We start from the raw sequence: 23,327 nt of genomic DNA on the forward strand, positions 1-23,327 counted from the left end.
CCCACGGCATCGCAGCGATGCCCGGCCCGGACACGGAGGCGAAAGACCCATGGCAGACGGCGACAGCCGGTACGTCGGCACCGGCGGGGCGGTGCTGTCCGATCACGAGGGCGGCCACGCCGTGTCGTCGGCGCAGGAGCAGCTCTGGTTCGTCGACCAGCTGCGCTCCGGTGCCAGCGAGTATCTCCTGCACCAGGCGGTACGGGTGCGCGGCCCGCTCGACGCCACGGCGCTGCGGGCCGCGCTGAGCGGGATCAGCGCCCGACACGAGATCCTGCGGACCCGGTACGACACGGTGGACGGCCGTGCCGTGCAGGTGATCGACCCGCCCGGCCCGGTCGACGTCGACCTCGTCGACCTGGGCGACTCACCGGCCGGCGACCGGGACGGCCGCCTCGACGAGGTGCTGGAGGCCACCCTCGACGCCCCGTTCGACCTGCGTGGGGACGCACCGCTGCGGGCCCGGCTGATCCGGTGCGCGGCCGACGACCACGTCCTGCTGCTGGTGGTGCACCACATCGCCTTCGACGGCTGGTCCTGGGGCGTGCTCGCCAGGGAACTGCACACCCTCTACGGGGCGTTCGTCGCCGGCCGGCCCGACCCGCTGCCGCCGCTGCCCGTGCAGTACGCGGACTTCGCCGCCTGGCAGCGCGAGAACTGGCTGTCGGGGCCGCACGTCGACGCCCAGGTCGGCTACTGGCGGGAGCGGCTGTCCGGGCTCGGCCCGCTCGACCTGCCGACCGACCGGCCCCGGCCCGCGCACTGGCGGGCAGCCGGCGACGGCCTCACCTTCACCGTGCCGGCGGACCTGGCGACCGCCCTGACCCGGCTCGGCGCGGACCGGGGCGCCACCCCCTTCATGGTCTTCCTCGCCGCCTTCCAGCTCCTGCTCGGCCGGTACGCAGGTCAGACCGACGTGGCGGTCGGGGTGTCGGTGGCCGGGCGGCACGAGGTCGAGCTGGAGGACCTGGTCGGCCTCTTCGTCAACACCGTCGTGCTCCGCGCCGACCTGGCCGCCCCGGCGTGCTTCCTCGACCTGCTCGACCAGGTCCGCGGCACCACCCTGGACGCCTACGACAACCAGCAGGTGCCGTTCGACCGGATCGTCGCCGAGCTGTCCCCTGAGCGGGACCTGTCCCGCAACCCGCTGTTCCAGGTGGGGTTCGGGCTGCACAGCGCCGACCGGGCCGCCTTCGCCCTGCCCGGCCTGGCCGTCACCGAGCAGCCCACCTCGTGGACCTCGGCCGCGTTCGACCTCTCCCTGCAACTGGTGGGGCGGCCGGACGGCTCGTACCACGGGGAGGTGGTCTTCCCCACCGCGCTGTTCGACGGCCCCCGGGTGCACCGCATGGTCGCCAACTACCTGCACCTGCTGGCCGCCGTCGTCGCCGCCGGCCAGGTCCCCCTGGACGAGCTGGACCTGCTGGCCCCCCGGGAGCGCCGCGAGGTGCTCGGCGAGTGGGGCCGGGGCGCCGACCGGCCCGCCGGCCCGGGGCTGCCGGAACTCTTCCTCGCCCAGGCGGCGGCGACCCCCGACGCGACCGCGCTGGTCGCCGACGACGGCACCGAGGTCGGCTACGCCGAGCTGGCCGGGCGCGCCCGGCAGCTCGCCGCGCACCTGCACACCGTCGGCGTTCGCGTGGGCGCCCCGGTCGGGGTCGCGGTGCACCGCGGGCCGGACCTGGTGACCGCGCTGCTCGGGGTGCTGCTCGCCGGCGGCGTCTACGTGCCCCTCGCCCCCGACCAGCCGGTCGACCGGCTGGAGTTCATGGCGGCCGACGCCGGGGTGTCGGCGCTGGTCACCGGGTCGGCCCTGCGGGGCCTGCTGCCGGCCGGTGACGCCCCGGTGGTGCTCGTCGACGCCGCCTACGACGCCGAGGGCGGCACCGCGACGGTGTCGCTGCCGGCGACCGACCCCGACGCCGCCGCCTACGTCATGTACACCTCCGGATCGACCGGCCGGCCCAAGGGCGTCGTGGTCACCCACGCCGGCATCCGCAACCGGGTGCTGTGGTCGGTCGAGCAGTACCGGCTCACCGCCGCCGACCGGGTGCTCCAGAAGACCGCCCTCGGTTTCGACGCCTCCATGTGGGAGTTCCTGGCGCCGCTGGTCAGCGGCGGCGCGGTCGTCCTGGCCGCCGCGGACGCCCACCGCGACCCGGGCGCGATGCTGCGGGCGATGCGGGCCCACGACGTGACGGTGCTGCAACTGGTGCCGTCCGTGCTGCGGGTGCTGCTGCACGAGACCGACCTGTCCGGCTGTGCCGCGCTGCGGCTGGTCTGTTCCGCGGGGGAGCCGCTGCCGGCGGCGCTCTGCGAGCAGCTTCGGGCCCTGCTGCCCGTGGAGGTCTGGAACACCTACGGCCCCACCGAGTGCGCCATCGACGCGACCGCCTGGCGCTACCGCGGTGACGAGGCAACGGAGATCGTCCCGATCGGCCGGCCGCTGCCCGGCTGCGGCGTCCTGGTCCTCGACGCCGACGACCGGCCGGTGCCGGTCGGGGTGGCCGGCCAGCTCTGCCTCGGCGGGGTCGGCCTGGCGCGGGGCTACCTGGGCCGACCCGGCCTGACCGGGGAGAAGTTCACCCCCGACCCGTACGGCGGCCCGGGGGAGCGCCTGTACCGGACCGGGGACCTGGCCCGGTGGCGCGACGACGGCAGCCTGGAGTACCTGGGCCGCCTCGACCACCAGGTCAAGCTGCACGGGGTACGCATCGAGCCGGGCGAGGTCGAGGCGGCCCTGCGGCGGCACCCGAGCGTCGACGCGGCGGTGGTGACCCTGCACCGGCTCCCGTCGGGCGACGCGGAGCTTGTCGCGTACGTGGTCCCCGCCGCCGGTGCCCGGATCGATCCGGACGGGCTGCGCGACGCGCTCGCCGACCGGCTGCCCGCCGCGCTGATCCCGTCCACCGTGATCAGCCTGGAGAGCCTCCCGCTGACCGCGAACGGCAAGCTGGACCGGGCGGCCCTGCCGGCGCCCGACGGCCCCCGCCCCGGTGCCGACCGGAGCTACCTGCCGCCGGTCACCGACACCGAGCGGGCCGTCGCCGGGATCTGGGCCGAGCTGCTCGGCGTCGAGCGGGTCGGCCGGGACGACAACTTCTTCACCCTCGGCGGCCACTCCCTGCTCGCCATCCGGGGCGTGCTCCGGGTGCGCCGGGCACTCGACGTGGAGCTGACCGTCGGGCAGCTCTTCACCGCCCCCACCGTCGCCCAGCTCGCCGCCCTGGTCGACGAGGCCCGACCCGGCGCCGAGCCGGCCGACGCGGCGATCCGGCCGGTGCCGCGGGACGGGAAGCTGCCGCTCTCCCTCGGCCAGCGCCGGCTGTGGTTCCTGGACCAGCTCGAACCGGGCAGCCTCGAATACCTGATCCCGATCTCGATGCGGCTGACCGGCCCGTTGGACGTGGCGGTGTTCCGGCGGGCGCTGGACGAGGTGGTCAACCGGCACGAGATCCTGCGCACCCGCTACCACTCGGTCGACGGCGAGCCGGTGCAGGTGGTCGACCCGCCGGGACCGGTCGGGTGGGAGCTGGTCGACCTCAGCGGCGCCCCGGAGGTCGTCGACGGTGCCGAGGTGCTGCTGCGGGTCGCGGCCGGCCGGCCCTTCGACCTGGCCACCGAACGCCCGATCCGGGCCCAGGTGATCCGGGTCGCCGCCGACGAGCACCTGGTCGCGCTGACCATGCACCACATCGCGTTCGACGTCTGGTCGATGGACATCCTCCTGCGCGAACTCGACACCCTCTACCGCAGGTACGCGCGGGGCGGCGCGGCCACCGCACTGCCCGACCTGCCCGTGCAGTACGCGGACTTCGCGGCCTGGGAGACGGCCCGCCAGGACAGCCCCGAACTGGACGCGCAGCTCGCCTACTGGTCCCGGCAACTGGCCGGGTCGACCCCGCTGGAGCTGCCCACCGACCGGCCCCGCCCGGCGCTGCGCGACCCGGCCGGCGACAACGTCGTCGTCGACGTGCCGACCGACGTCGGGCGGGCGCTGGCCGAGCTGGGCAACCGGGAGGGCGCCACCCTGTTCATGGTCCTGCTGGCGGCCTTCCAAGTCATGCTCGGCCGGTACGCCCGGCAGCACGACGTGGCCGTCGGCACCCCGGTCGCCGGCCGGACCCGACAGGAGACCGAGGACCTGCTCGGCTTCTTCGTCAACAACCTGGTGATGCGCGCCGAGCTGGTCGACGACCAGCCCTTCCCGGTCCTGCTCGACCAGGTGCGCCGCACCGTGACGGACGCGTTCCGCAACCAGGACGTCGCCTTCGAGCGGCTGGTCGACGCGCTGCGGCCGGACCGGGACCTGTCCCGCAACCCGCTGTTCCAGGTGATGTTCGAACTGCAACACCTGGAGCGGATGATCGCGACCCTCGGCCCGACCACCATCGCGCACGTCGACAGCTCCGTCCCGGTGGCCAAGTTCGATCTCACCCTCTCCGTGGAGCAGCACCCGGACGGCCGGCTGCGCTGCTGGTTCGAGTACGCCACCGCGCTCTGGGACCGCCCCAGCATCGAGCGGATGGCCGGGCACTACCTGCACCTGCTCGCCCAGGTGGCGACCGCGCCGGGAACCGCCCTGCGTGACCTGACCCTGCCCACCGGCGCGGAGCGGGCGTACCTCCTCGGGCCGTTGGCCGGCGAGCCGGTCGCGCCCGCCGGGCCGTTGCGCGCCGCCGAGGACGCCGGGCCGTTGCGCGCCGCTGACGCCGGCGTGGTGGAGCTGTTCGGCCGGCGGGTCCGGCAGCACCCGGACGTCGTGGCGGTGGAGTTCGACGGCCGGCGGCTGACCTTCGCCGAACTGGACACCCGGGCCAACCGGCTCGCCCACCACCTGCGCGGGCTCGGGGTGCGCCCGGAGGTCCCGGTCGCGGTCTGCCTGGAACGCGGCCTGGAGGTGGTGGTCACGCTGCTCGCGGTGCTCAAGGCGGGCGGGGTGTACCTCCCGGTCGACCCGGACCACCCCACCGAGCGGCTGCGCTTCATGATCGCCGACGCGAGGGCCGCGGTGGTGGTCACCGAGGAGGGCTTCGCCGACCGGGTCGCCGCCGACGGGGTGGCAGTGGTCGCCGTGGACGCCGACCGGGCGGTGATCGCCGGTCGGGACGGCACCGCGCCGGACCCGTCGACCGGATCGGACGACCTCGCCTACGTCATCTACACCTCGGGCTCCACCGGGCGACCCAAGGGCGTGATGATCGCGCACGGCGCGTACGCCCACCACTGCGCGGTCATCGCCCGCGCGTACGACATCGCACCCGGCGACCGGGTGGTGCTGCTCTCCGCGCTCACCTTCGACGTGGCGATGGACGGCATGCTGGCCACCCTGCTGGTCGGGGCGACCCTGGTGGTCAGCGACCCGGTCTTCTGGAGCCCGGCCGAACTGCCGGACCGGCTCGCCCGGCACCGGATCACCCACATGGAGATCACCCCCGCCTACTACCGGGAGGTGATGGACGCCCTGCCGGCCGGCGACGACCGGCTGCGGCACCTGAAGCTGATGAACGTCGGCAGCGACGTGGTCACCGTCGCCGACGCCCGGCGCTGGGCGGACACCGGACTGCCCGGCCGGTTCCTGGTCAACTACGGCCCGACCGAGGCGACCGTCACCTGCCTGTTGCACCCGGTCACCGGCGACCCGCCCGGCGAGCGGAACGAGGCCCTGCCGATCGGCCGCCCGGTCCCCGGCACCCGGACCTACGTGGTCGACGAACACCTGGACCCCGTCCCGGTCGGGGTGCCCGGCGAGCTGCTGCTCGGCGGGGAACGGCTGGCCCGGGGCTACCTGGGCCGGCCCGCACTGACCGCCGACCGGTTCGTGCCCGACCCGTTCGGCGACGGCCCCGGCGGACGGCTCTACCGCAGCGGCGACCTGGTCCGGTACCGGCCGGACGGGACGATCGAGTTCCTCGGCCGGATCGACCAGCAGGTGAAGATCCGGGGGTTCCGGATGGAGCTGGGCGAGATCGAGTCGGCCCTGGCCGAGCACCCGGCGGTCCGCGCGGTCGCGGTGGTGGCCCGCGAGACCCAGCCGGGGGAGAAGGGCCTGGTCGCCTACCTGGTCTGCCGGGACGGCACCCCGCCGGCGGTCGGCGAACTCCGGGCCCACCTGCGCGACCGGCTGCCGGACTACATGGTGCCGGCCCAGTGGATGGTGCTGGACGCACTGCCGTTGACCACCAGCAAGAAGGTCGACCGCCGGGCGCTGCCCGCGCCGACACCCGTGCGCGCCGACCCCGGCCGGGCGTACGCGGCACCCCGTACCCCGTTGGAGGAGGCCGTGGCCGACATCTGGGCCACCGTGCTGGAGGTCGACCGGGTCGGCGTCCATGACGACTTCTTCGACCTCGGCGGTCACTCGCTGCTCGCCACCCGGGTGCTCGCGCACCTGCGGCAGGGCTTCGACCTCGACCTGCCGCTGCGCCTGCTGTTCGAGCAGACCACCGTGGCCGACCTCGCCGACGCGGTGCACACGGCCATCGAAAACGAGATCTCACGGCTTTCCGACGCCGAGGTGGCGGAACTGCTGAAGGAGGGCAACCTGTGACCGCCAGCCACACCCCGAGTGCGTCCCCGCGACAGGAACTGCTCCAGCGGCGCCTGCGTGGTACCGGTCGGGCCCGCCGCGCCGACACCATCGCCCCGGCGCCCCGCACCGATCCGCTGCCGCTCTCCTTCGGGCAGCACCGGCTCTGGGTGCTCGACCAGTTGCAGCCCGGCGGCACCGGCTACCTGATGTCCGTCGGCCTGCGGCTGCGCGGGACGCCGCACGTCGACGCGCTGCGCCGGGCGTTGACCGAACTGGTCGCCCGGCACGAGATCCTGCGGACCCGGTACGTCGTCGTCGACGGCGAGCCGGCACAGGTCGTCGACCCGCCCGCCCCGGTCGAGTTGACGACGACCGACCTCGGCCACACCGACCGGGAGACGGCCCGGCAGCGCCTCACCGCGCTGCTCGGCGCGCCGGACCCGGTCGACCTGGCCGCCGGTCCGGCGCTGCGGGCCCGGCTGGTCCGCCTCGCCGGGGACGAGCACGCCCTGGCGCTCACCATGCACCACATCTCCTCCGACGGCTGGTCCGAGGGGATCATCCTGCGCGAACTGGCCGCCCTGTACGACGCGTTCGTCGCCGGCCGGCCCTCCCCGCTGGCCCCGCTGCCCATCCAGTACGCGGACTTCGCGCTCTGGCAGCGGACCCGCTCCGCCGGGGACCGGCTGGACCGGCAGCTCGACCACTGGCGGGACCGGCTGGCCGGGCTGACGCCGTTGGAACTGCCGACCGACCGGCCACGGCCACCGGTGTGGAACCCGGACGGCGGGCTGGTCACGTTCACGGTGCCGGCCGCCCTCGCCGGCCGGCTGCGTGACATGGGTCGGGCGTCGAACGCCACCCCGTTCATGGTGCTGCTGGCCGCGTTCCAGCTCCTGCTGGCCCGCCACACCGGGCAGACCGACGTCGCGGTGGGCACCCCGGCCGCCGGCCGGGACCGCCTGGAGACGCACGGCCTGGTCGGGCTCTTCCTCAACACGCTGGTGCTGCGGACGGACCTGTCCGGCGAGCCGACCTTCGTGGAGCTGCTGGCCCGGGTGCGGGAAGCGGTGCTGGACGCGCAGTCGCACCAGGACGTGCCGTTCGAGCGGATCGTGGACGCGCTGTCGCCGGAGCGGGACCTGTCGCGCAACCCGCTGTTCCAGACCATGTTCCTCTTCCAGGAGGGCGGGTCGGCCGGCTTCGACGCGGGTGGCCTGGTGGGGGAGGAGCTGTCCGTTGGCCCGACCACGGCGAAGTTCGACCTGACGCTCGGGCTGACCGAGGAGGCGGACGGCTCCCTCTCCGGCGGGGTGGACTTCCCGACGGCGCTGTTCGACGACGCGACCGTGCGGCGGCTGGCCGGGCACTACCGGCGGTTGCTGAGCGCCGTCGTCGCCGACCCGGACGCCCCGGTCACCCGGCTGCCCCTGCTCACCGACGCCGAGACCGCCCAGCTCGCGGCCTGGAACGACACCGCCGTCGAGTATCCCCGGCACACCCTGACCGGTCTGCTGGACGCGCAGGCGGCCCGTACTCCCGACGCGGTCGCGCTGCGCTTCGACGGCGCGGAACTGTCGTACGGCCGGCTGCACGCCGAGGCAGGCGCCCTCGCGCGGCGTTTGCGCGACGCCGGGGTCGGGCCGGAGTCCGTCGTGGCCGTCTGCCTGCCGCGCGGCCTGGACCTGATGCGGGCCCTGGTGGCCGTCCTGAAGGCCGGCGCCGCCTACCTGCCGCTGGACCCGGACCTGCCGGCGCGGCGGCGCGCCTTCATGGTGCGCGACTCCGGCGCCCGCCTCGTGATCGACGAGGACTTCCTGGCCGCCGAGGCGGACAGCTCCGCCGACGACGACCCGCACCCGTCGGCGGAGATAACGCCCCGGCACGCCGCCTACCTGATCTACACCTCCGGGTCGACCGGCCGGCCCAAGGGCGCCCTGATCGAGCACGGCGCGATCGTCAACCGCCTGCGGTGGATGCAGGACGTCTACCGCCTCGACGCCTCGGACCGGGTGCTGCAGAAGACGCCGATCGGGTTCGACGTGTCGGTGTGGGAGCTCTTCTGGCCGTTGCTCACCGGCGCGACGCTGGTCCTCGCCCGCCCCGGCGGGCACCGCGATCCGGCGTACCTGGCCGACGTGATCCGCACGGAGGGGATCACAACCGTCCACTTCGTACCGTCGATGTTGCGGGCCTTCCTGGCCGAGCCCGTCGGGGCGCTGCCGTCCCTGCGGCGGCTGATCTGCAGCGGCGAGGCGCTGCCGCCCGACCTGGCCGAGCGGGTGCACGAGCGGATCGGCTGCGAGCTGCACAACCTGTACGGCCCCACGGAGACCGCAGTCGACGTCACCGCGACGCGGTGCGAGCCGGGCGAGCCGGTCACCATCGGCCGCCCGATCGCCAACACCACCGCCCACATCGTCAACGCCGCCGGTCAGCCCGTCCCGGTCGGTGTGCCCGGGGAACTGCTGATCGGTGGCGTGCAGCTCGCCCGGGGCTACCTGGGCCGGGCCGCGCTGACCGCCGAACGGTTCGTCCCCGACCCGTTCGCCGCCGCGCCGGGACGGCGTCTGTACCGCACCGGTGACCTGGCCCGCCACCGCCCCGACGGCAGCATCGAGTACCTCGGCCGGATCGACCACCAGGTGAAGATCCGCGGCCAGCGCGTCGAGTTCGGCGAGGTCGAGGCCCTGCTGTACGAGGCTCCCGGCGTCACCGCGGCGGCGGTGGCCGTCCACGACGAGCAGCTCGTCGGCTACCTCGTCGGGCCGGAGACCGTCGATCCGGTACGCGCGTACCTGGTCGACCGCCTGCCGGACGCGATGGTCCCGGCGCGCTGGACGATCCTGCCCGCCCTGCCGCTGACCGCCAGCGGCAAGGTGGACCGCCGCGCCCTGCCGGCACCCGAGGCGGCGCCGGGCGCGCAGGGCGGCGGTTACATCGCCCCCCGCGACGAGATCGAGAAGCGGATCGCCGACGCGTTCGGCGTGGCGCTCGGCCTCGACACGGTCGGCGTGACGGAGAGCTTCTTCCTGCTCGGCGGCGACTCGATGCGGGCGATCCGGATGGTGGGGCTGCTGCGCGCGGCCGGCCTCACCGTGTCGGTCCAGGACCTGTTCACCCACCAGAGCGTGGCCGAGCTGGCGGGCGTGGCCGCGCGGACCGGGCCGGGCGAGGAGACCGAGTCGACCGTCGACCGGTTCGCGCTGGTGGGCGACGCGGACCGCAGCCGGTTGCCGGACGGGCTCGTCGACGCCTATCCGATCACCCAGAACCAGGCGGGCATGCTCTTCGAGATGCTCTCCGGCGGCGACCGGCCGGTCTACCGCAACGTCTCCTGCTACGGGATCACCGACCGGCAGCCCTTCTCCCTGGACGCGCTGCGGGAGGCCGGCCGGCTGCTCACGGACCGGCACGAGATCCTGCGTACGTCGTTCGACCTGTCCCACTACTCCGAGCTGATGCAGCTCGTCCACGCGTCGGTCGACCTGCCGATCGGCTACGACGACCTGCGCGGGCTGCGGCCCGACGAGCAGGAGGAGGCCGTACGCGCACACCTGCGGGCCGAGCGCGTCCGGCCGTTCGACATCACCACGGCGCCGCTGCTGCGCTACCACGTGCACCAGCTCGGCGACTGCGAATGGCGGCTGACCCACTCGGAGAGCCACGCGATCCTCGACGGCTGGAGCCACACCTCCACGGTGGCGATGCTGATCTCGCTGTACCGGACGCTGCGCCGGGGCGAGCGGCCCGCCCTGCCGCCACCGCCGGCGGTGCGCTTCGCCGACCTCGTCGCCCGCGAGCGCGCGTCCCTCGCCTCGGCGACGGACCGTGGCTTCTGGGCGGCGACGGTGGCCGGGTCGGACCGGCTCGAACTCCCGCCGGAGTGGGGCACCGGGTCGGACGCGCCGGCGAACATCGTCGAGGTGCCGTGGGCCGACCTGCGTCCCGCACTGCGCCGGCTCTCCGCCGCCGCCGGCACCTCCCTGAAGAGCGTGCTGCACGCCGCGCACCTCAAGGTGCTGAGCATCGTCACCGGCCGGCAGCGCTTCTTCACCGGCCTGCTGTGCAACGGCCGGCCCGAGCGGCTGCGCGGCGACGAGGTCTTCGGCATGTACCTCAACACCGTGCCGTTCGCCGCCGACACCTCCGCCCGCACCTGGCGCGCCCTGGTCCAGGCCGTCTTCGCCGGCGAGGCGCGCCTCTGGCCGCACCGCCGCTACCCGCTGCCGGCCATGCAACGCCAGTGGGGCAACGGCTCACCACTGCTGCGGGTCGGCTTCTCGTACCTGGACTTCCACGTGCTCGACGGCCCCGCCGAGTCGGTCGGGATGGTCGACGACTTCAGCCCGAGCAGCGTCGGGCTGGACGTGTGGACCTTCCCGGGGGTCCTGCGGCTGGGCGCCCGGCCCGCCGACATCGACCGGCCGTACCTCGAACTGCTGGCCCGGACCTACCGGCACGTGCTGGAGGCGATGGCCGCCGACCCCGACGGCGACACGGACGTCGGGCTGAGCGCCGCCGACCGGGCCTGGGCGGTCGAGGCGTACCAGCCCGTCGAGCCGTTCCCGGCGGCCCCGTTCGTCCACGACCTCGTCGCCCGGCGCGCGGCCGCCGCGCCCGCCGCGGTGGCGGTACGGCACGGCGACGCCACGCTCACCTACGGGCAGCTCGACGACCGGTCCGACCGGCTCGCCGCGCGCCTGGGAGAGCTGGGCGTCCGGCCCGACACGGTCGTCGGCATCCACCTGCCCCGCGGGATCGACCTCGTCGTCGCGATGCTGGCCGTCCTCAAGGCCGGCGGGGCGTACCTGCCGCTCGATCCGGCCTATCCCGCCGAGCGGGTCGGCGACATGGTCCGCGACGCGGCGCCCGTGGTCGTGCTGACCGACGGCGACCTGGCCCCGCGACTGCCGTGCACGACCGCGACGGTGCTGGTCGCCGACCTCGCGAACGGCCGGCCCCCGGCGGCCTACCCGCCGGCGGCACGGCTCAGCGGGGACAACCTCGCCTACGTCATCTACACGTCGGGCTCCACCGGCCGGCCCAAGGGCGTCGCGGTCACCCACCGCGCCGTGCTCAACTTCTGCCACGCCCAGCGGCGGGTCCTGCAGGCGCGGCCCGGCGACGAGGTGCTCCAGTTCGCCTCGCCCAGCTTCGACGCGTCGGTCTGGGAGATCCTGCTGGCCCTCGCCAACGGCGCGGCGCTGGTGCTGCCCCCGCCGGACGCCGACCCCGGCGACCTGCGCCGCCACGCGGCCGAGCTCACCCACATGACCCTGCCGCCGCCGCTGCTGGACCGCCTCGACCCGGCCGACTTCCCGCGCCTGCGGGTGCTGGTCACCGGTGGCGAGGCGTGCACGGCCGAGCAGGCGGCGCGGTGGGCCGACCGGGTGCGCGTCCTGCACGCGTACGGGCCCACCGAGACCACCGTCGTGGCCACCATCGCCGAGCTGCGGGCCACGGACACGGCACCGCCGCCGATCGGGCTCCCGCTGGACAACGTGCGCGCCTACGTCGTCGACGACGAACTGCGCCTGCTGCCCCCCGGCGTACGCGGGGAACTCGTCCTCGGCGGGGCGGGCGTGGTGCGCGGGTACCTCAACCGGCCGGCGCTCACCGCCGAGCGGTTCGTGCCGGACCCGTACGCGTCGCGACCGGGCGAGCGCATGTACCGCACCGGTGACGTCGTCTCCCGGGACCCCGACGGCACCCTGCACTTCCACGGACGCCGCGACCACCAGGTCAAGGTCCGCGGGTTCCGGATCGAGCTCGGCGAGATCGAGCACGCCCTCGCCGTCCACCCGGCGGTCGCCGCCGCCGTGGTCGCCGTGCACCGGGCCGGCACCCCGGACGCCTCGCTCGTCGCCTACACCCGCCCCGCGGACGCGACCGCGGCGTCCCCGGCCGAGCTGCGCGACCACCTGCGGGAACGGTTGCCGCAGCACCTCGTCCCGCACCACTACCTGGCCGTGGACGACTTCCCGTACACCCGCAACGGCAAGGTCGACCGGGCCGCCCTCCCGGCGCCGGACGGCTCGCGGCCGGTGACGGACGTCGCGTACGTCGCGCCGCGCTCGGACGTCGAGAGGCACATCGCCACGGCCTGGAGCGAGGCGCTCGGCATCGAGCGGATCGGTGTGCACGACGACTTCTTCGCCCTCGGCGGCCACTCGCTGGCGATGATGCGACTGACCGCGACGCTGCGCAGCCGGCACGGCTACGAGCTGACGTTCGGCTCGTTCGTCGAACACCGCACCGTCGCCGGGCTGGCCGCGACACTTCAGGACCCGGCGGCGACGGCCGGCGCGATGATGTGGCTGCGGCGCGGTGGCGACGGCCGGCCCCCGCTGTTCTGCGTGCACCCCGGTGGCGGCAGCGCCCACTGGTACCTGCGCCTGGCCCCGCACCTGCCCCCGGAGCAGCCGGTGGCGGCGTTCGAATGGCCGGGCCCGCACCCGGAGGGCACGCCCACCACGGCACAGATGGCCGAACGCTACGGCGACGAACTCCGCCGGGCCCAACCGCACGGGCCGTACCGGCTGTTCAGCTGGTGCGGCGGCAGCGGCATCGCGAGCGAGATGGCGCACCGGCTGGTCGAGGACGGGCAGGAGGTGACGCTGATCCTGCTCGACCCCGGCCTGGACATCCACACCCGCGCCGACGCCTGGAACGAACTCGCCCTGATCCGCCGCCTCGAACTGCTGCTGCACGAGGTGAGCGCCGGTGGCGACGAGGCCGACACGCCGCAACGCCGCCGGGAGATCCTCGACCTGCTCGAACACCTCGTCGACGACATCGACGAGGAGACCGGCATCGCGCTGCCCGAGCGCGGCGTGGGGGACTCGTGGCCGCGCCAGGTACGGATCTGGCGCGAGGTCATGGAGGTGGACGTCGAGTACCGGCACCGGCCCTGGCCGGGTCGGCTGGAACTGATCGTCAGCGACGAACTCGCCGACGGCCGGCACGAGGTCACCTCCGGCCAGAGCTACCCGGACTACCTGGCGCGCTGGGAGGAGCTCTGCACCGGCGGCGTACGGGTGCACCGGGTGCCGGGTGACCACTTCAGCGTCATCAAGCCGCCGCACGTCACCACGCTCGCCCGCGTCATCGCCGACGTGCTGGGTGAGGGCTGACCGTCTGTCACGGATGCCGGCCGCGCCCGCCGTGCGCGGTCGGACGAGAGGAAGAACTGGATGAGTACCCACACGAGCCCGCCACCCCTACGGGTAGCCATCGTGGGCACGGGCAACATCGGCACGGACCTGCTGTTGAAGGTCGAGGCGTCCCCCCTGCTGGAGTGCGTCCTGTTCGCCGGGCGCCGCGCCGGATCCCCCGGGATCGGGCTGGCCGAGCGGCACGGGGTGCCGACCAGCGTGGACGGCATCGACGCGGTCACCGCCCGCGCCGAGCACATCGACCTGGTCTGCGACGCGACCTCGGCCGACGACGCCACCCGCCACTGGTCGGTCGTCGCGCCCACCGGGCTGCCGTTCGTCGACCTCACGCCGGCACACCTCGGGAAGTTCTGCGTACCGGCGCTCAACCTGGACGACTGCCTCGACGAGCAGTACCTCAGCATGGTCACCTGCGGGGGCCAGGCAGCAGTCCCGATGGCCCACTGCATGGCGGAGGCCGCGGAGGGCATCGACTACCTGGAGATCGTCTCGGCCAGCGCCTCGGCCACCGTCGGCCCCGCGTCCCGGGCCAACCTGGACGAGTACGTGCACACCACCGAGCAGGCGACCATCGAGTTCTGCGGCGTGCGACGCACCAAGACCGTGCTGGTCATCAACCCCGCCGAGCCCGGCATCGTCATGCGCAACTCCATCGCGGTGACGACCGCCGAACGGATCGACATGGACGCCCTGCGCACGTCCGTCGCCATGATGGAGAAGCAGATCAGGTCGTACGTTCCCGGCTACCGCGTCGTCGTCCCGCCGGTGGCCGTCGGGGACCGGATCACGATCACGGTGGAGGTCGAGGGCCGGGGCGACTGGTTCCCGCGCTACGCCGGCAACCTCGACATCATCACCTGCGCCGCCCTCGCGGTCGCGGAGGCCCGGGCGGAACGGCGGCGGTCATGAGCGGCGTACCGAAACTCAGCATCTGCGACACGACCCTGCGCGACGGCAACCACGCGGTCGGCCACCAACTCGGCCGCGCGGACATCAGCGCCTACGCGCGGGCGGCGGAGGCGGCCGGCGTGGACGTCGTCGAGGTGGGCCACGGCAACGGCCTCGGCGCCTCGTCCATCCAGGTCGGCATGGCCGCGCTCAGCGACGCCGAGATGCTGCGGGCCGCCAAGGCCGAGCTGCGTACGGCCCGCCTCGGCGTGTTGTCCATCCCCGGGTTCGCAAGCGTCGAGCGCGACCTCAAGCCGGCGCTGGACCACGGCGTGGACGAGGTCCGGGTCGGCGCGCACTGCACCGAGGCGGACGTCACCCGGCAGCAGGTCACGATGCTGCGGGCGATGGGCGTCGCCGTCAAGGGGATGCTGCTGATGAGCCACATGGCCTCCGCGGCGAAGCTGCTGGAACAGGCCCGGCTCATGCAGGGCTACGGCGCCGAGGCGGTCATCCTGATGGACTCCGCCGGCGCGTACACGCCGGAGAAGGTCCGCGAGAAGGTCGGCGAACTCGTCGAGCACCTCGACATCGCGGTCGGTTTCCACGCGCACAACAACCTCGGCATGTCGGTCGTCAACAGCATGACGGCGATCGAGGCCGGAGCCACCATCGTGGACGTCACGGCGCGCGGCTTCGGCGCGGGCGCCGGCAACGCGCCGATCGAACTCGTCGCGGCCAACCTGCACGTCGGGCAGGTCGAGACCGACATCCAGCTCTTCGGCGCGCTGGACGCGGCCGACGTGGCACAGGAGCGGTTCGTCAAGCACGTGCCCACCAACGACAGCGTCACCATCGCCAGCGGGATCGCCGGCGTGTTCTCCGGGTTCGCCGCGCCGGTGCGGCGCGCGAGCGCCCGCTTCGGCGTCGACCCCCGCAGGATCCTGCTGGAGCTGGGCAACCGCCGGGTGGTGGCGGGCCAGGAGGACACCATCATCGAGGTCGCCATGTCGCTGGCCGCCGAGCAGAGCCATTGAGCCGGTACGCGCGGCCCTCCGGGCCCGCATCACCTGACGTAGGAGGACCAATGCAACGCCATTCCTCGCTCCACGAGGCGGCCGACCTGGCCGGTGTCGCCGCGCTGCTGCAGATCGGCGCGGAGATCGGGGTGGACCGGCTGCTGGACTCGGGCGGCACGTTCGACGCCGCCGAGCTGGCCAGGACCGCCGACCTCCCGCAGGCCGGCGTGGAGGACTACCTCGCCGCGCTGGTCGCCGCCGGGCTGGTGGTCGGCACGGACGTCCCGGACCGCTTCCGGGCGGCCGAGGACTACCCGGACCGGCGGTACGCGGCCGGCTACGTGTCCTGGGCCATGAGCGCCAACGGGCCGTTCCTCGCCAACGCCCGGGAGTTCCTGACCGACCGCGACGCGGCGGCCCGGGTCCACCGGCGGAACGGACGCCGGGTGGCGGTCAGTTCGAGGTGGATCGGCGAGCGGGCGTTCTATCCGCCGATCGTCGACCGGGTCGCCTCGGCCGGCGCCTCGCACGTGGCCGACCTCGGCGCCGGCGCCGGCGGGCTGCTCATCGAGCTCCTCGGGCGGGACCCGGGACGTACCGGCGTCGCGCTCGACAGCAGCGGCGCCGCGTGTGCCGCCGCGCGGGAGGCCGCCACCGCCGCGGGGGTCGCCGACCGGCTCCGGGTCGTCGAGCGTACGGTCCAGTCCCTGGCGGACGATCCCGGACCGGTCGAGGGCGCGGACGCCGTGCTGGCGTGCTTCGTCATGCACGACATCGTGGCGGACGAGCCGGTGGCCAAGGAGGTGCTGGGCGCCTGCCGCGACGCGCTGGCACCGGGCGGGTTCATGGCGGTCGCCGACGCCGTCTCCTACGCGCCCGACCCCGCGGAGCGGAGGTTCAGCGCGCTCTTCACCTACCTGCACGCCAGCTTCATGCGCGTGACCCTGCCGACCGAGCGGCAGTGGCTGGACACGTTCCGGTCCGCCGGCTTCTCCGAGACGGCGTGCGTACCGCTCGGCGTGCCCGGCGGTCGGCTCTTCGTGGCGGCCAGGTAGTGGCCACCACGCTGTCGCTGCACCGCGCGCTCGCGGGGGAACTCAGGACGGCGGCGCGGACCCTTCGCGCCGTACCGCCGATCTCGGTCCGGCATCCGCAGCTCGACCTGGCGGACGCCTACGCCATCCAGAGCGAGCTGCGCGAGATGGACCTGGCGGACGGCGCGGTCCTGGCCGGGCTCAAGATCGGTGCGACGAGCGAGGCGATCCAGTCGATGTTCGGCATCGACCATCCCGACTTCGGCTACCTGACCGACCGGATGGTGCTCGACGACGGCGCCGACCTCGACCTGGGCCGGTTCATCGCGCCGAAGGTCGAGGGCGAGATCGCGTTCCGGTTCGCGCGGGACGTCGCCGGCCCGACCGTGACCGCGCAGGACGTGCTGGCCGCCACCGCGGAGGTCCTGCCGGCGCTGGAGGTGCTCGACAGCCGGATCCGGGACTGGCGGATCGGCCTCGTGGACACCGTCGCCGACAACGCCTCGTCGGCGCTGGCCGTCCTCGGCGCCGGCGTGCCGCCCGACACGACGGACCTGGCCGGCGCGCGCATGGAGCTGCGTAGCCGCCACGGCGTGCAGGCGGGGCGGGGGTCGGCCGTGATGGGCCATCCGGCCGAGTCCGTGGCCTGCCTGGTGCGCATCCTGTCCGGGTTCGGCACCGGGATCAGGGCCGGGCAGCTCGTGCTCTCCGGTTCCTGGGCGGCGGCGGTGGACCTCGTGCCGGGGGACACCGTGCGGGCCTCCTTCGGCGCCCTGGGTCAGGTCGCGCTCACCACCCACCGCTGACGTGCCCCGGGCCCCGGCACCGCCCGCCGGTCGGGGAGCCCGCACCCGACCGACCTGTTTCGACGACGAGACGACCACGACCGAGGAGACCCCGAACCGATGACCATGCTGGTGGACGAGACGGTACCGCCGCACAAGGCGGCCTACGACTTCTCCCTCTTCGAGGCGATGGAGTCGGAGGTGCGTTACTACTGCCGCAAGTTCCCGGTGGTGTTCGACCGGGCCCGGGGCGCCGAGCTCTACGCCGAGGACGGTCGGATGTTCACCGACTTCTTCTGCGGCGCCGGCACCCTGAACTACGGCCACAACCATCCGTACCTCAAGCGGCGGGTCACCGAGTACCTCGCCAGGGACGGCGTGATGCACGGCCTGGACATGTACACCGTGGCGAAGCGGACGTTCCTGAGCCGGCTGCGGGAACACGTGCTGGCCCCGCGGGGACTGGACCACAAGGTGCAGTTCTGCGGGCCGACCGGCACCGACGCGGTGGAGGCGGCGCTGAAGGTGGCCCGCCGGGCCACGGGACGACGGGGCATCGTCTCCTTCACCGGGGCGTACCACGGCATGTCCCGCGGGTCGCTGGCGGTCAGCGGTGGCCGCCGGGCGCGCGCCGCCGGGCAGGTGGGCACGGCCGACGTCGCGTTCGTGCCGTACGAGGACGGCCCGGCGGGACCGTTCGACTCGATCGGCTACCTCGAGCGGATGCTGTCCGACCCGTCGTCGGGGCTCGACGTCCCGGCCGCGGTGATCGTGGAACCGTTGCAGATGGAGGGCGGGGTCTACCCGGCCTCGGCCGACTGGCTGCGCCGGCTGCGCGAGTTGACCACCCGGTACGGCGTGCTGCTCATCTTCGACGAGATCCAGTCCGGTTGCGGGCGTACCGGCACGTTCTTCTGCTTCGAGCACGCCAGCGTGGTGCCCGACATCATCACCGTCTCCAAGGCGATCGGCGGGTACGGGCTGCCGCTGTCGATGGTGCTGTTCCGGCCGGAACTCGACGTCTGGTCGCCGGGGGAGCACACGGGCACCTTCCGGGGCAACCAGCTCGCCTTCATCGCCGGCGCCGCCGCCTGCGAACTCTGGGGCCAGGACGGATTCCGGACCACCGCCGCGGTCGGCGCCCGGCGGCTGGAGCGCTTCGGCGCCGAGCTGCGCGACAGCGAACCGGCGCTCGCCGTCCGGGGCCTGGGCATGGTCCTCGGCATCGACCTGCGGGCGGCCGGCGGCGCCGAGCGGGCCGATCGGATCCAGCGACGCTGCTTCGAGACCGGGCTGATCGTCGAACTCTGCGGACGCGACGACGAGGTGATCAAGGTGATGCCGCCGCTCACCATCGACCTCGCCCGGCTGGAGCGGGGCCTCGCCGTCCTGCACCGGGCCATCCGGGCCAGCTGACCGCCGCCCGCCACCGCGACCGTTCCTGGAGGATCCCGATGGACCGTCGTCCCCGCCGTCACCTGCTGTCCATCAAGGACCTGAGCGACGCCGACCTGCGGCACCTGGTGGCCCGCAGCGCCGAGTACGCCGCCGGCCGGGTCGGGCCCGCCGACCAGTTGCGCGGCCTGGTCACCGCGGTCTACTTCCGCCGCACCTCGACCCGGACCCGTACCGCCTTCTCCAGCGGAGCCCTGCGGCTCGGCTCCCAGCTGATCAGCTACGGCCCCGGGGACCTGCAACTGAACACCGGCGAGACGGTCGAGGACACCACCCGGGTGCTGTCCGAGATGGTCGACCTGTTCGTCGCCCGGACCGCCGATCCGGTCGCCGAGCTGCGGGCGTTCGCCGGGCAGGACCGGATGGGGGTGATCAACGCGATGAGCGCCGAGGAGCACCCCACGCAGGCGCTGGCCGACCTGAGCACCATGACCGAGCGGTTCGGCCGGGTCGACGGGCTGCGGGTGCTCTACGTGGGGGAGGGCAACAACACCGCCGCCGCGCTCGCGCTGGCCCTCAGCCGGTTCACCGGAACGCGGCTGCACCTGCGCACGCCGCCCGGGTACGGGCTGGACCCGGACGTCCTCGCCGCCGCCCGGGCGGCCGCCGCGCGGACCGGTTCGGCGGTCGCCGAGGCGCACCACATGGCGGACCTGCCGGAGGTCGACGTCGTCTACACCACCCGCTGGCAGACCACCGGCACCACCAAGCCGGACCCGGACTGGCGGGGCGTCTTCGCGCCGTTCCGGGTCGACGGGGCGCTGCTGGCGGCGAGCCCGGAGGCGGTGTTCATGCACGACCTGCCGGCGCACCGGGGCGAGGAGGTCACCGCCGGCGTGCTGGACGGTCCCCGCAGCATCGCCTTCGCGCAGGCGAGGCACAAGATGTCAAGCGCCCAGGCCGCGTTGGAGTGGTGCGCCGGGTGAGCCCGCAGGTCACCGGCGGTGCGCCGGCGCCGCCGAAATATGGGTACCGGTTACCCATGTGACCCCCTGCGGGCCGCCGGCACGATATCGGCGTGGAGAGATCGGGGACGCGAAATGCGGCGGCGGTGGGCGGTGCGGGCGACGCCTGGTGGGCGCCCGGCCTCACGCTGGCCGAACGGGTACGGGCAGCCGACGACGGCGGGTCCGTCGTCGCCGGCCCCGGGTCCGAGCACGCCGTGCGGCGGTTGCAGGACTGGCGTTCGGCGTACGAGCTGGGGACGACGGGTCAGTTCGCGCACCGCCTGGCGGCCCTGAGGATCGACGAGCGGCAGTTCCTGGCTCTCCTCGACCGACCGCCGGCGGCGCTGGCGGCCGGGTCGGCGGCGCCGGGCTGGGCCGAGTTCACCGAGCGGGCGCTCGGCCTCGCCCCCGACGGCGCCGCCGACCCGACCCCGGGCACCCCGTGGTCCGACGCGTTCGCGGGCGTGCTGGCGCCGTTCGTCGCGGCCGCCTGCGCCGACCTGCGGCAGCGGGTACGGGCTCCCGGTACGCCCGCGGTGGTGGACCTCGCCGCCGTGTACGCCGGGTTCGCCGACGCGCTGCGCGCCAGGCTGGTCGCGATGGCGTCGCGTACGTTCGTCCTGGAACTCAACGTCGCCCGCGCCGCCGGCCGGCTGGTGGGTCCCACGCCCGAGCACCGGTTCGCCGCCTTCGTGGCCGACCTCGCCCAGCGCGAGCGGCTGACGAGGGTGATGACGGACTATCCCGTGCTGGCGCGGATCCTGGCGACCGCCTGTCGGCACGCCGTCGAGGCGGCGGCCGAGCTGCTCGACCGGTTCGTCGCGGACCGGGCCGAGATCCTCCGGCGGTTGTTCGACGGCCGCGATCCGGGCCCGCTGGTCGGGGTCGACGTGGCGGGGGACTCGCACGGGCACGGGCGGGCGGTGGCGCTCCTGCGCTTCGCCTCCGGGGCCCGGGTGGTCTACCGGCCGCGCTCGGTCGCCGTCCACGTGCACTTCAACGAGGTCCTGGACTGGCTGAACGGGGCGCTGCCCGAGCTGGAGCTGCGCACGTTGACCGTGCTCGCCCGCGACGGCTACGGATGGATCGAGGTCGTCGACCGTGCCGGCTGTTCCGACGCCGGCCAGGTCAGCGCGTTCTACCACCGGCAGGGGGTGCTGCTCGCGCTGCTGTACCTGCTGGGCATGACGGACATCCACCACGAGAACCTGATCGCCTGCGCCGACCAGCCCGTCCTCGTCGACGTCGAGACGCTGCTGCACCCCGACCTGCCCGTGCCGACCGCCGCGCCCGATCCCGCCGCCCGGGCGCTGCGGACGTCGGTGTACCGCACGGCCCTGCTGCCGCAGCCGCTCATCGGCGAGCGCGGCCTGCTGGACATCTCCGGCCTGGGCGGCGACCCCGGTGCCCAACAGCTCCGGGAGGCCGTCGAGTGGGCGGCGGCCGGCACCGACACGATGCACCTGGTACGTCGTGCCGCGCCCGTGCGGGCCGCCGAGAACCGCCCGACGCTGCACGGCGTACCGGCCGACGCCGCCGAGCACACGGCCGAGCTGCTCGCCGGCTTCCGCGCCGCGTACCGTGCCGTCGCCGTCCGGGCCGCCGACCTGACCGGCCCGGACGGACTGCTGCGGCGGTTCGCCGGCGACGAGCTGCGGGTGATCGTCCGGTCGACGCGGACGTACACCGTGCTGCTGAGCGAGTCCACCCATCCCGACGTGCTGCGCGACGCGCTCGACCGCGATCAGGTCTTCGACCTGCTCTGGGCGGCCTCGGTGGACGATCCGGTGCGCAACCGACTGGTGTCCCGCGAGATCGAACAGCTCTGGGACGGCGACGTGCCGTTGTTCACCTGCCGTCCGGACGACCACGACCTGAGCGGGGGTGACGGCGTCCCGTTCGTCGACGTGCTCGACGAGCCGGTGCTGGCAACCACCCTGCGCAAGATCGCCGGCATGGGTGTGATCGACCAGCGCGACCAGGAGTGGATCGTCCGGGCCGCGCTGGCCGGCCGGCTCGGCGGGGCCCGCCACGAGTGCGCCGAGCCGGTCCCCGTCCGGTGGGAGGCGACGGCACCGGACCCGGGCAGGCTGCTCACGGTCGCCTGCGGCATCGCCGACAAGATCATCGCGGACGCCTACGACGACGGCGTGTTCGCCAACTGGCTCGGGCTCGAGCCGGTGGACGGCGGGCACAGCACGATCATGCCGCTGGGCGCCGGGCTGGGCAACGGTTACCCGGGCACCGCCCTCTTCCTCGCCGAACTGGCCCGGCTCACCGACGTCGACCGCTACGCCGAGGCCGCCGGCCGGGCGGTGCGCCAGCTTCCCCTGTTGCTCACCTCGTTGGCGGCTCGACCGCACCTGGCGAGCACGGTCGGCAGCGGCGGGTTCACCGGCCTCGGCGGGATCGCCTACGCCACGGCGCGCCTCGCCGACCTGCTCCCGGGCGACGCGCTCGGCGACTCCGTCGAGACTGCGGTACGCCTCGCGGCGGTGGCCGCCGCGACGGACACCAGCCTGGGCGTGCTCGACGGGCTCGCCGGCTGCCTCGCCGCGATGCTCGCCGTCAACGAGCTGACCGGTCTGCCGCTCGCGGCCGAGACGGCCCGCGACTGCGCCGAGCGGATCCTGGCGGCCGCCCCCGCGCTGCCCGCGCAGCCCGGCTTCGCCACCGGTACGGCCGGGATCGGCTGGGCCCTGCTGCGATTCGCGCAGGCGCAGGGCGACGAGCGGCACGCCGAGGCCGGAAGCGCGATGGTGGCCCGGGCCGCCGTGGGCCCGGTGCCGGAGCCGTCGACGCGCTCGTGGTGCCACGGCGTCCCGGGAATCGCGGCCGCCATCGCCGACCAGGGCCGGTTGCTGGCGGACCCGGCGCTGGCCGCCTTCGTGGACGGCGCGGCGACCGCCGTGTCGAGATCCGGGCTGGTCGGCGACCACAGCCTCTGCCACGGGGAGCTGGGCAGGCAGGAGATGCTGGCGGTCGCCGCCGCACGCGGTCGCGAGGCCGCGGTCAGAGTCCGCTTCGACCAGGCCGCACAGTTGGTCGCGGCGCTGGACCAGGCCGGACCGAGGTGCGGTGCGGCCGGCGGCGTGAGCGTCCCCGGCCTGCTGGACGGCCTGGCCGGGATCGGCCACGGACTGCTCCGTGTCGGCTTCGCCGATCATGTGCCCTCGGCACTGCTGCTGCATGCCGAGCCGACGACATCCGGACGCGGTGTCGGAAAATGAAGGGGGAAGAAATGCGCGACGACTTGACTGTTCCTCACGCGGCGGGGTCGGTGGAGGAGCACGAGTCAGCCGACACACACCCGGCGGGCGAGATCAAGCTCAGCTTCCTGGGGCACATCGGTAAGCGGTCGGGCATCCTGACCGGGCTGATGATGGCCGCGCCCGCCCTCGCGGGCATCATCGACACCGGTACCGGCGGACACACGTCGGCGTAGGCCCGGGCCCGGGGCAGCGGCATCCGCACATGTCGCTTCATCGA

10 protein-coding genes are annotated in these 23,327 nt (G+C 74.3%); all 10 read left to right on the plus strand.

Annotated elements, in window-relative coordinates; all coding sequences use genetic code 11:
- Positions 1-94 precede the first annotated feature (94 nt).
- Entirely contained in the window at positions 95-6,550 is a 6,456-nt protein-coding gene (locus ACGFNF_RS21610; protein WP_393170210.1) for an amino acid adenylation domain-containing protein, read from the plus strand.
- Complete coding sequence (locus ACGFNF_RS21615) at positions 6,547-13,668, plus strand: amino acid adenylation domain-containing protein (RefSeq protein ID WP_393170199.1); 7,122 nt, start codon at positions 6,547-6,549, stop codon at positions 13,666-13,668. Before ACGFNF_RS21610 ends, ACGFNF_RS21615 begins: the two co-directional genes overlap by 4 nt.
- A gap of 60 nt (positions 13,669-13,728) precedes the next feature.
- A complete protein-coding gene (locus ACGFNF_RS21620; RefSeq protein WP_357577281.1) occupies positions 13,729-14,619 on the plus strand; it encodes an acetaldehyde dehydrogenase (acetylating) in 891 nt (296 codons plus the stop codon).
- Positions 14,616-15,635 carry a 4-hydroxy-2-oxovalerate aldolase gene (gene dmpG, locus ACGFNF_RS21625; RefSeq protein ID WP_357577280.1) on the plus strand — a complete coding sequence of 340 codons (1,020 nt, stop codon included), beginning with the start codon at positions 14,616-14,618 and terminating at the stop codon, positions 15,633-15,635. Before ACGFNF_RS21620 ends, dmpG begins: the two co-directional genes overlap by 4 nt.
- Before the next feature lie 50 nt (positions 15,636-15,685).
- Positions 15,686-16,672, plus strand: coding sequence for a class I SAM-dependent methyltransferase (locus ACGFNF_RS21630; protein ID WP_357577279.1), 987 nt, complete (start codon positions 15,686-15,688; stop codon positions 16,670-16,672).
- Entirely contained in the window at positions 16,672-17,457 is a 786-nt protein-coding gene (locus ACGFNF_RS21635) for a fumarylacetoacetate hydrolase family protein (RefSeq protein WP_357577278.1), read from the plus strand. Before ACGFNF_RS21630 ends, ACGFNF_RS21635 begins: the two co-directional genes overlap by 1 nt.
- A gap of 99 nt (positions 17,458-17,556) precedes the next feature.
- Positions 17,557-18,852, plus strand: coding sequence for an aspartate aminotransferase family protein (locus ACGFNF_RS21640; protein ID WP_357577277.1), 1,296 nt, complete (start codon positions 17,557-17,559; stop codon positions 18,850-18,852).
- 38 nt (positions 18,853-18,890) lie between these two features.
- Positions 18,891-19,817, plus strand: coding sequence for an ornithine carbamoyltransferase (locus tag ACGFNF_RS21645; protein ID WP_357577276.1), 927 nt, complete (start codon positions 18,891-18,893; stop codon positions 19,815-19,817).
- A 92-nt stretch (positions 19,818-19,909) separates the two neighbouring features.
- A complete protein-coding gene (locus ACGFNF_RS21650) occupies positions 19,910-23,068 on the plus strand; it encodes a type 2 lanthipeptide synthetase LanM family protein (protein ID WP_357577275.1) in 3,159 nt (1,052 codons plus the stop codon).
- An 11-nt stretch (positions 23,069-23,079) separates the two neighbouring features.
- Positions 23,080-23,283: a hypothetical protein gene (locus tag ACGFNF_RS21655; RefSeq protein ID WP_357577274.1), complete on the plus strand. Its 204-nt coding sequence runs from the start codon at positions 23,080-23,082 to the stop codon at positions 23,281-23,283.
- The last annotated feature ends 44 nt before the right edge of the window (positions 23,284-23,327 follow it).

This window comes from Micromonospora sp. NPDC048868, assembly GCF_043198195.1.
Taxonomy (GTDB): Bacteria; Actinomycetota; Actinomycetes; order Mycobacteriales; family Micromonosporaceae; genus Micromonospora; species Micromonospora reichwaldensis.

Coding starts and splice junctions, on each gene's coding strand:
- ACGFNF_RS21620 (WP_357577281.1), top strand. CDS start 13,729: ATGAGTACCCACACGAGCCCGCCACCCCTACGGGTAGCCATCGTGGGC.
- dmpG (WP_357577280.1), top strand. CDS start 14,616: ATGAGCGGCGTACCGAAACTCAGCATCTGCGACACGACCCTGCGCGAC.
- ACGFNF_RS21630 (WP_357577279.1), top strand. CDS start 15,686: ATGCAACGCCATTCCTCGCTCCACGAGGCGGCCGACCTGGCCGGTGTC.
- ACGFNF_RS21640 (WP_357577277.1), top strand. CDS start 17,557: ATGACCATGCTGGTGGACGAGACGGTACCGCCGCACAAGGCGGCCTAC.
- ACGFNF_RS21645 (WP_357577276.1), top strand. CDS start 18,891: ATGGACCGTCGTCCCCGCCGTCACCTGCTGTCCATCAAGGACCTGAGC.
- ACGFNF_RS21655 (WP_357577274.1), top strand. CDS start 23,080: ATGCGCGACGACTTGACTGTTCCTCACGCGGCGGGGTCGGTGGAGGAG.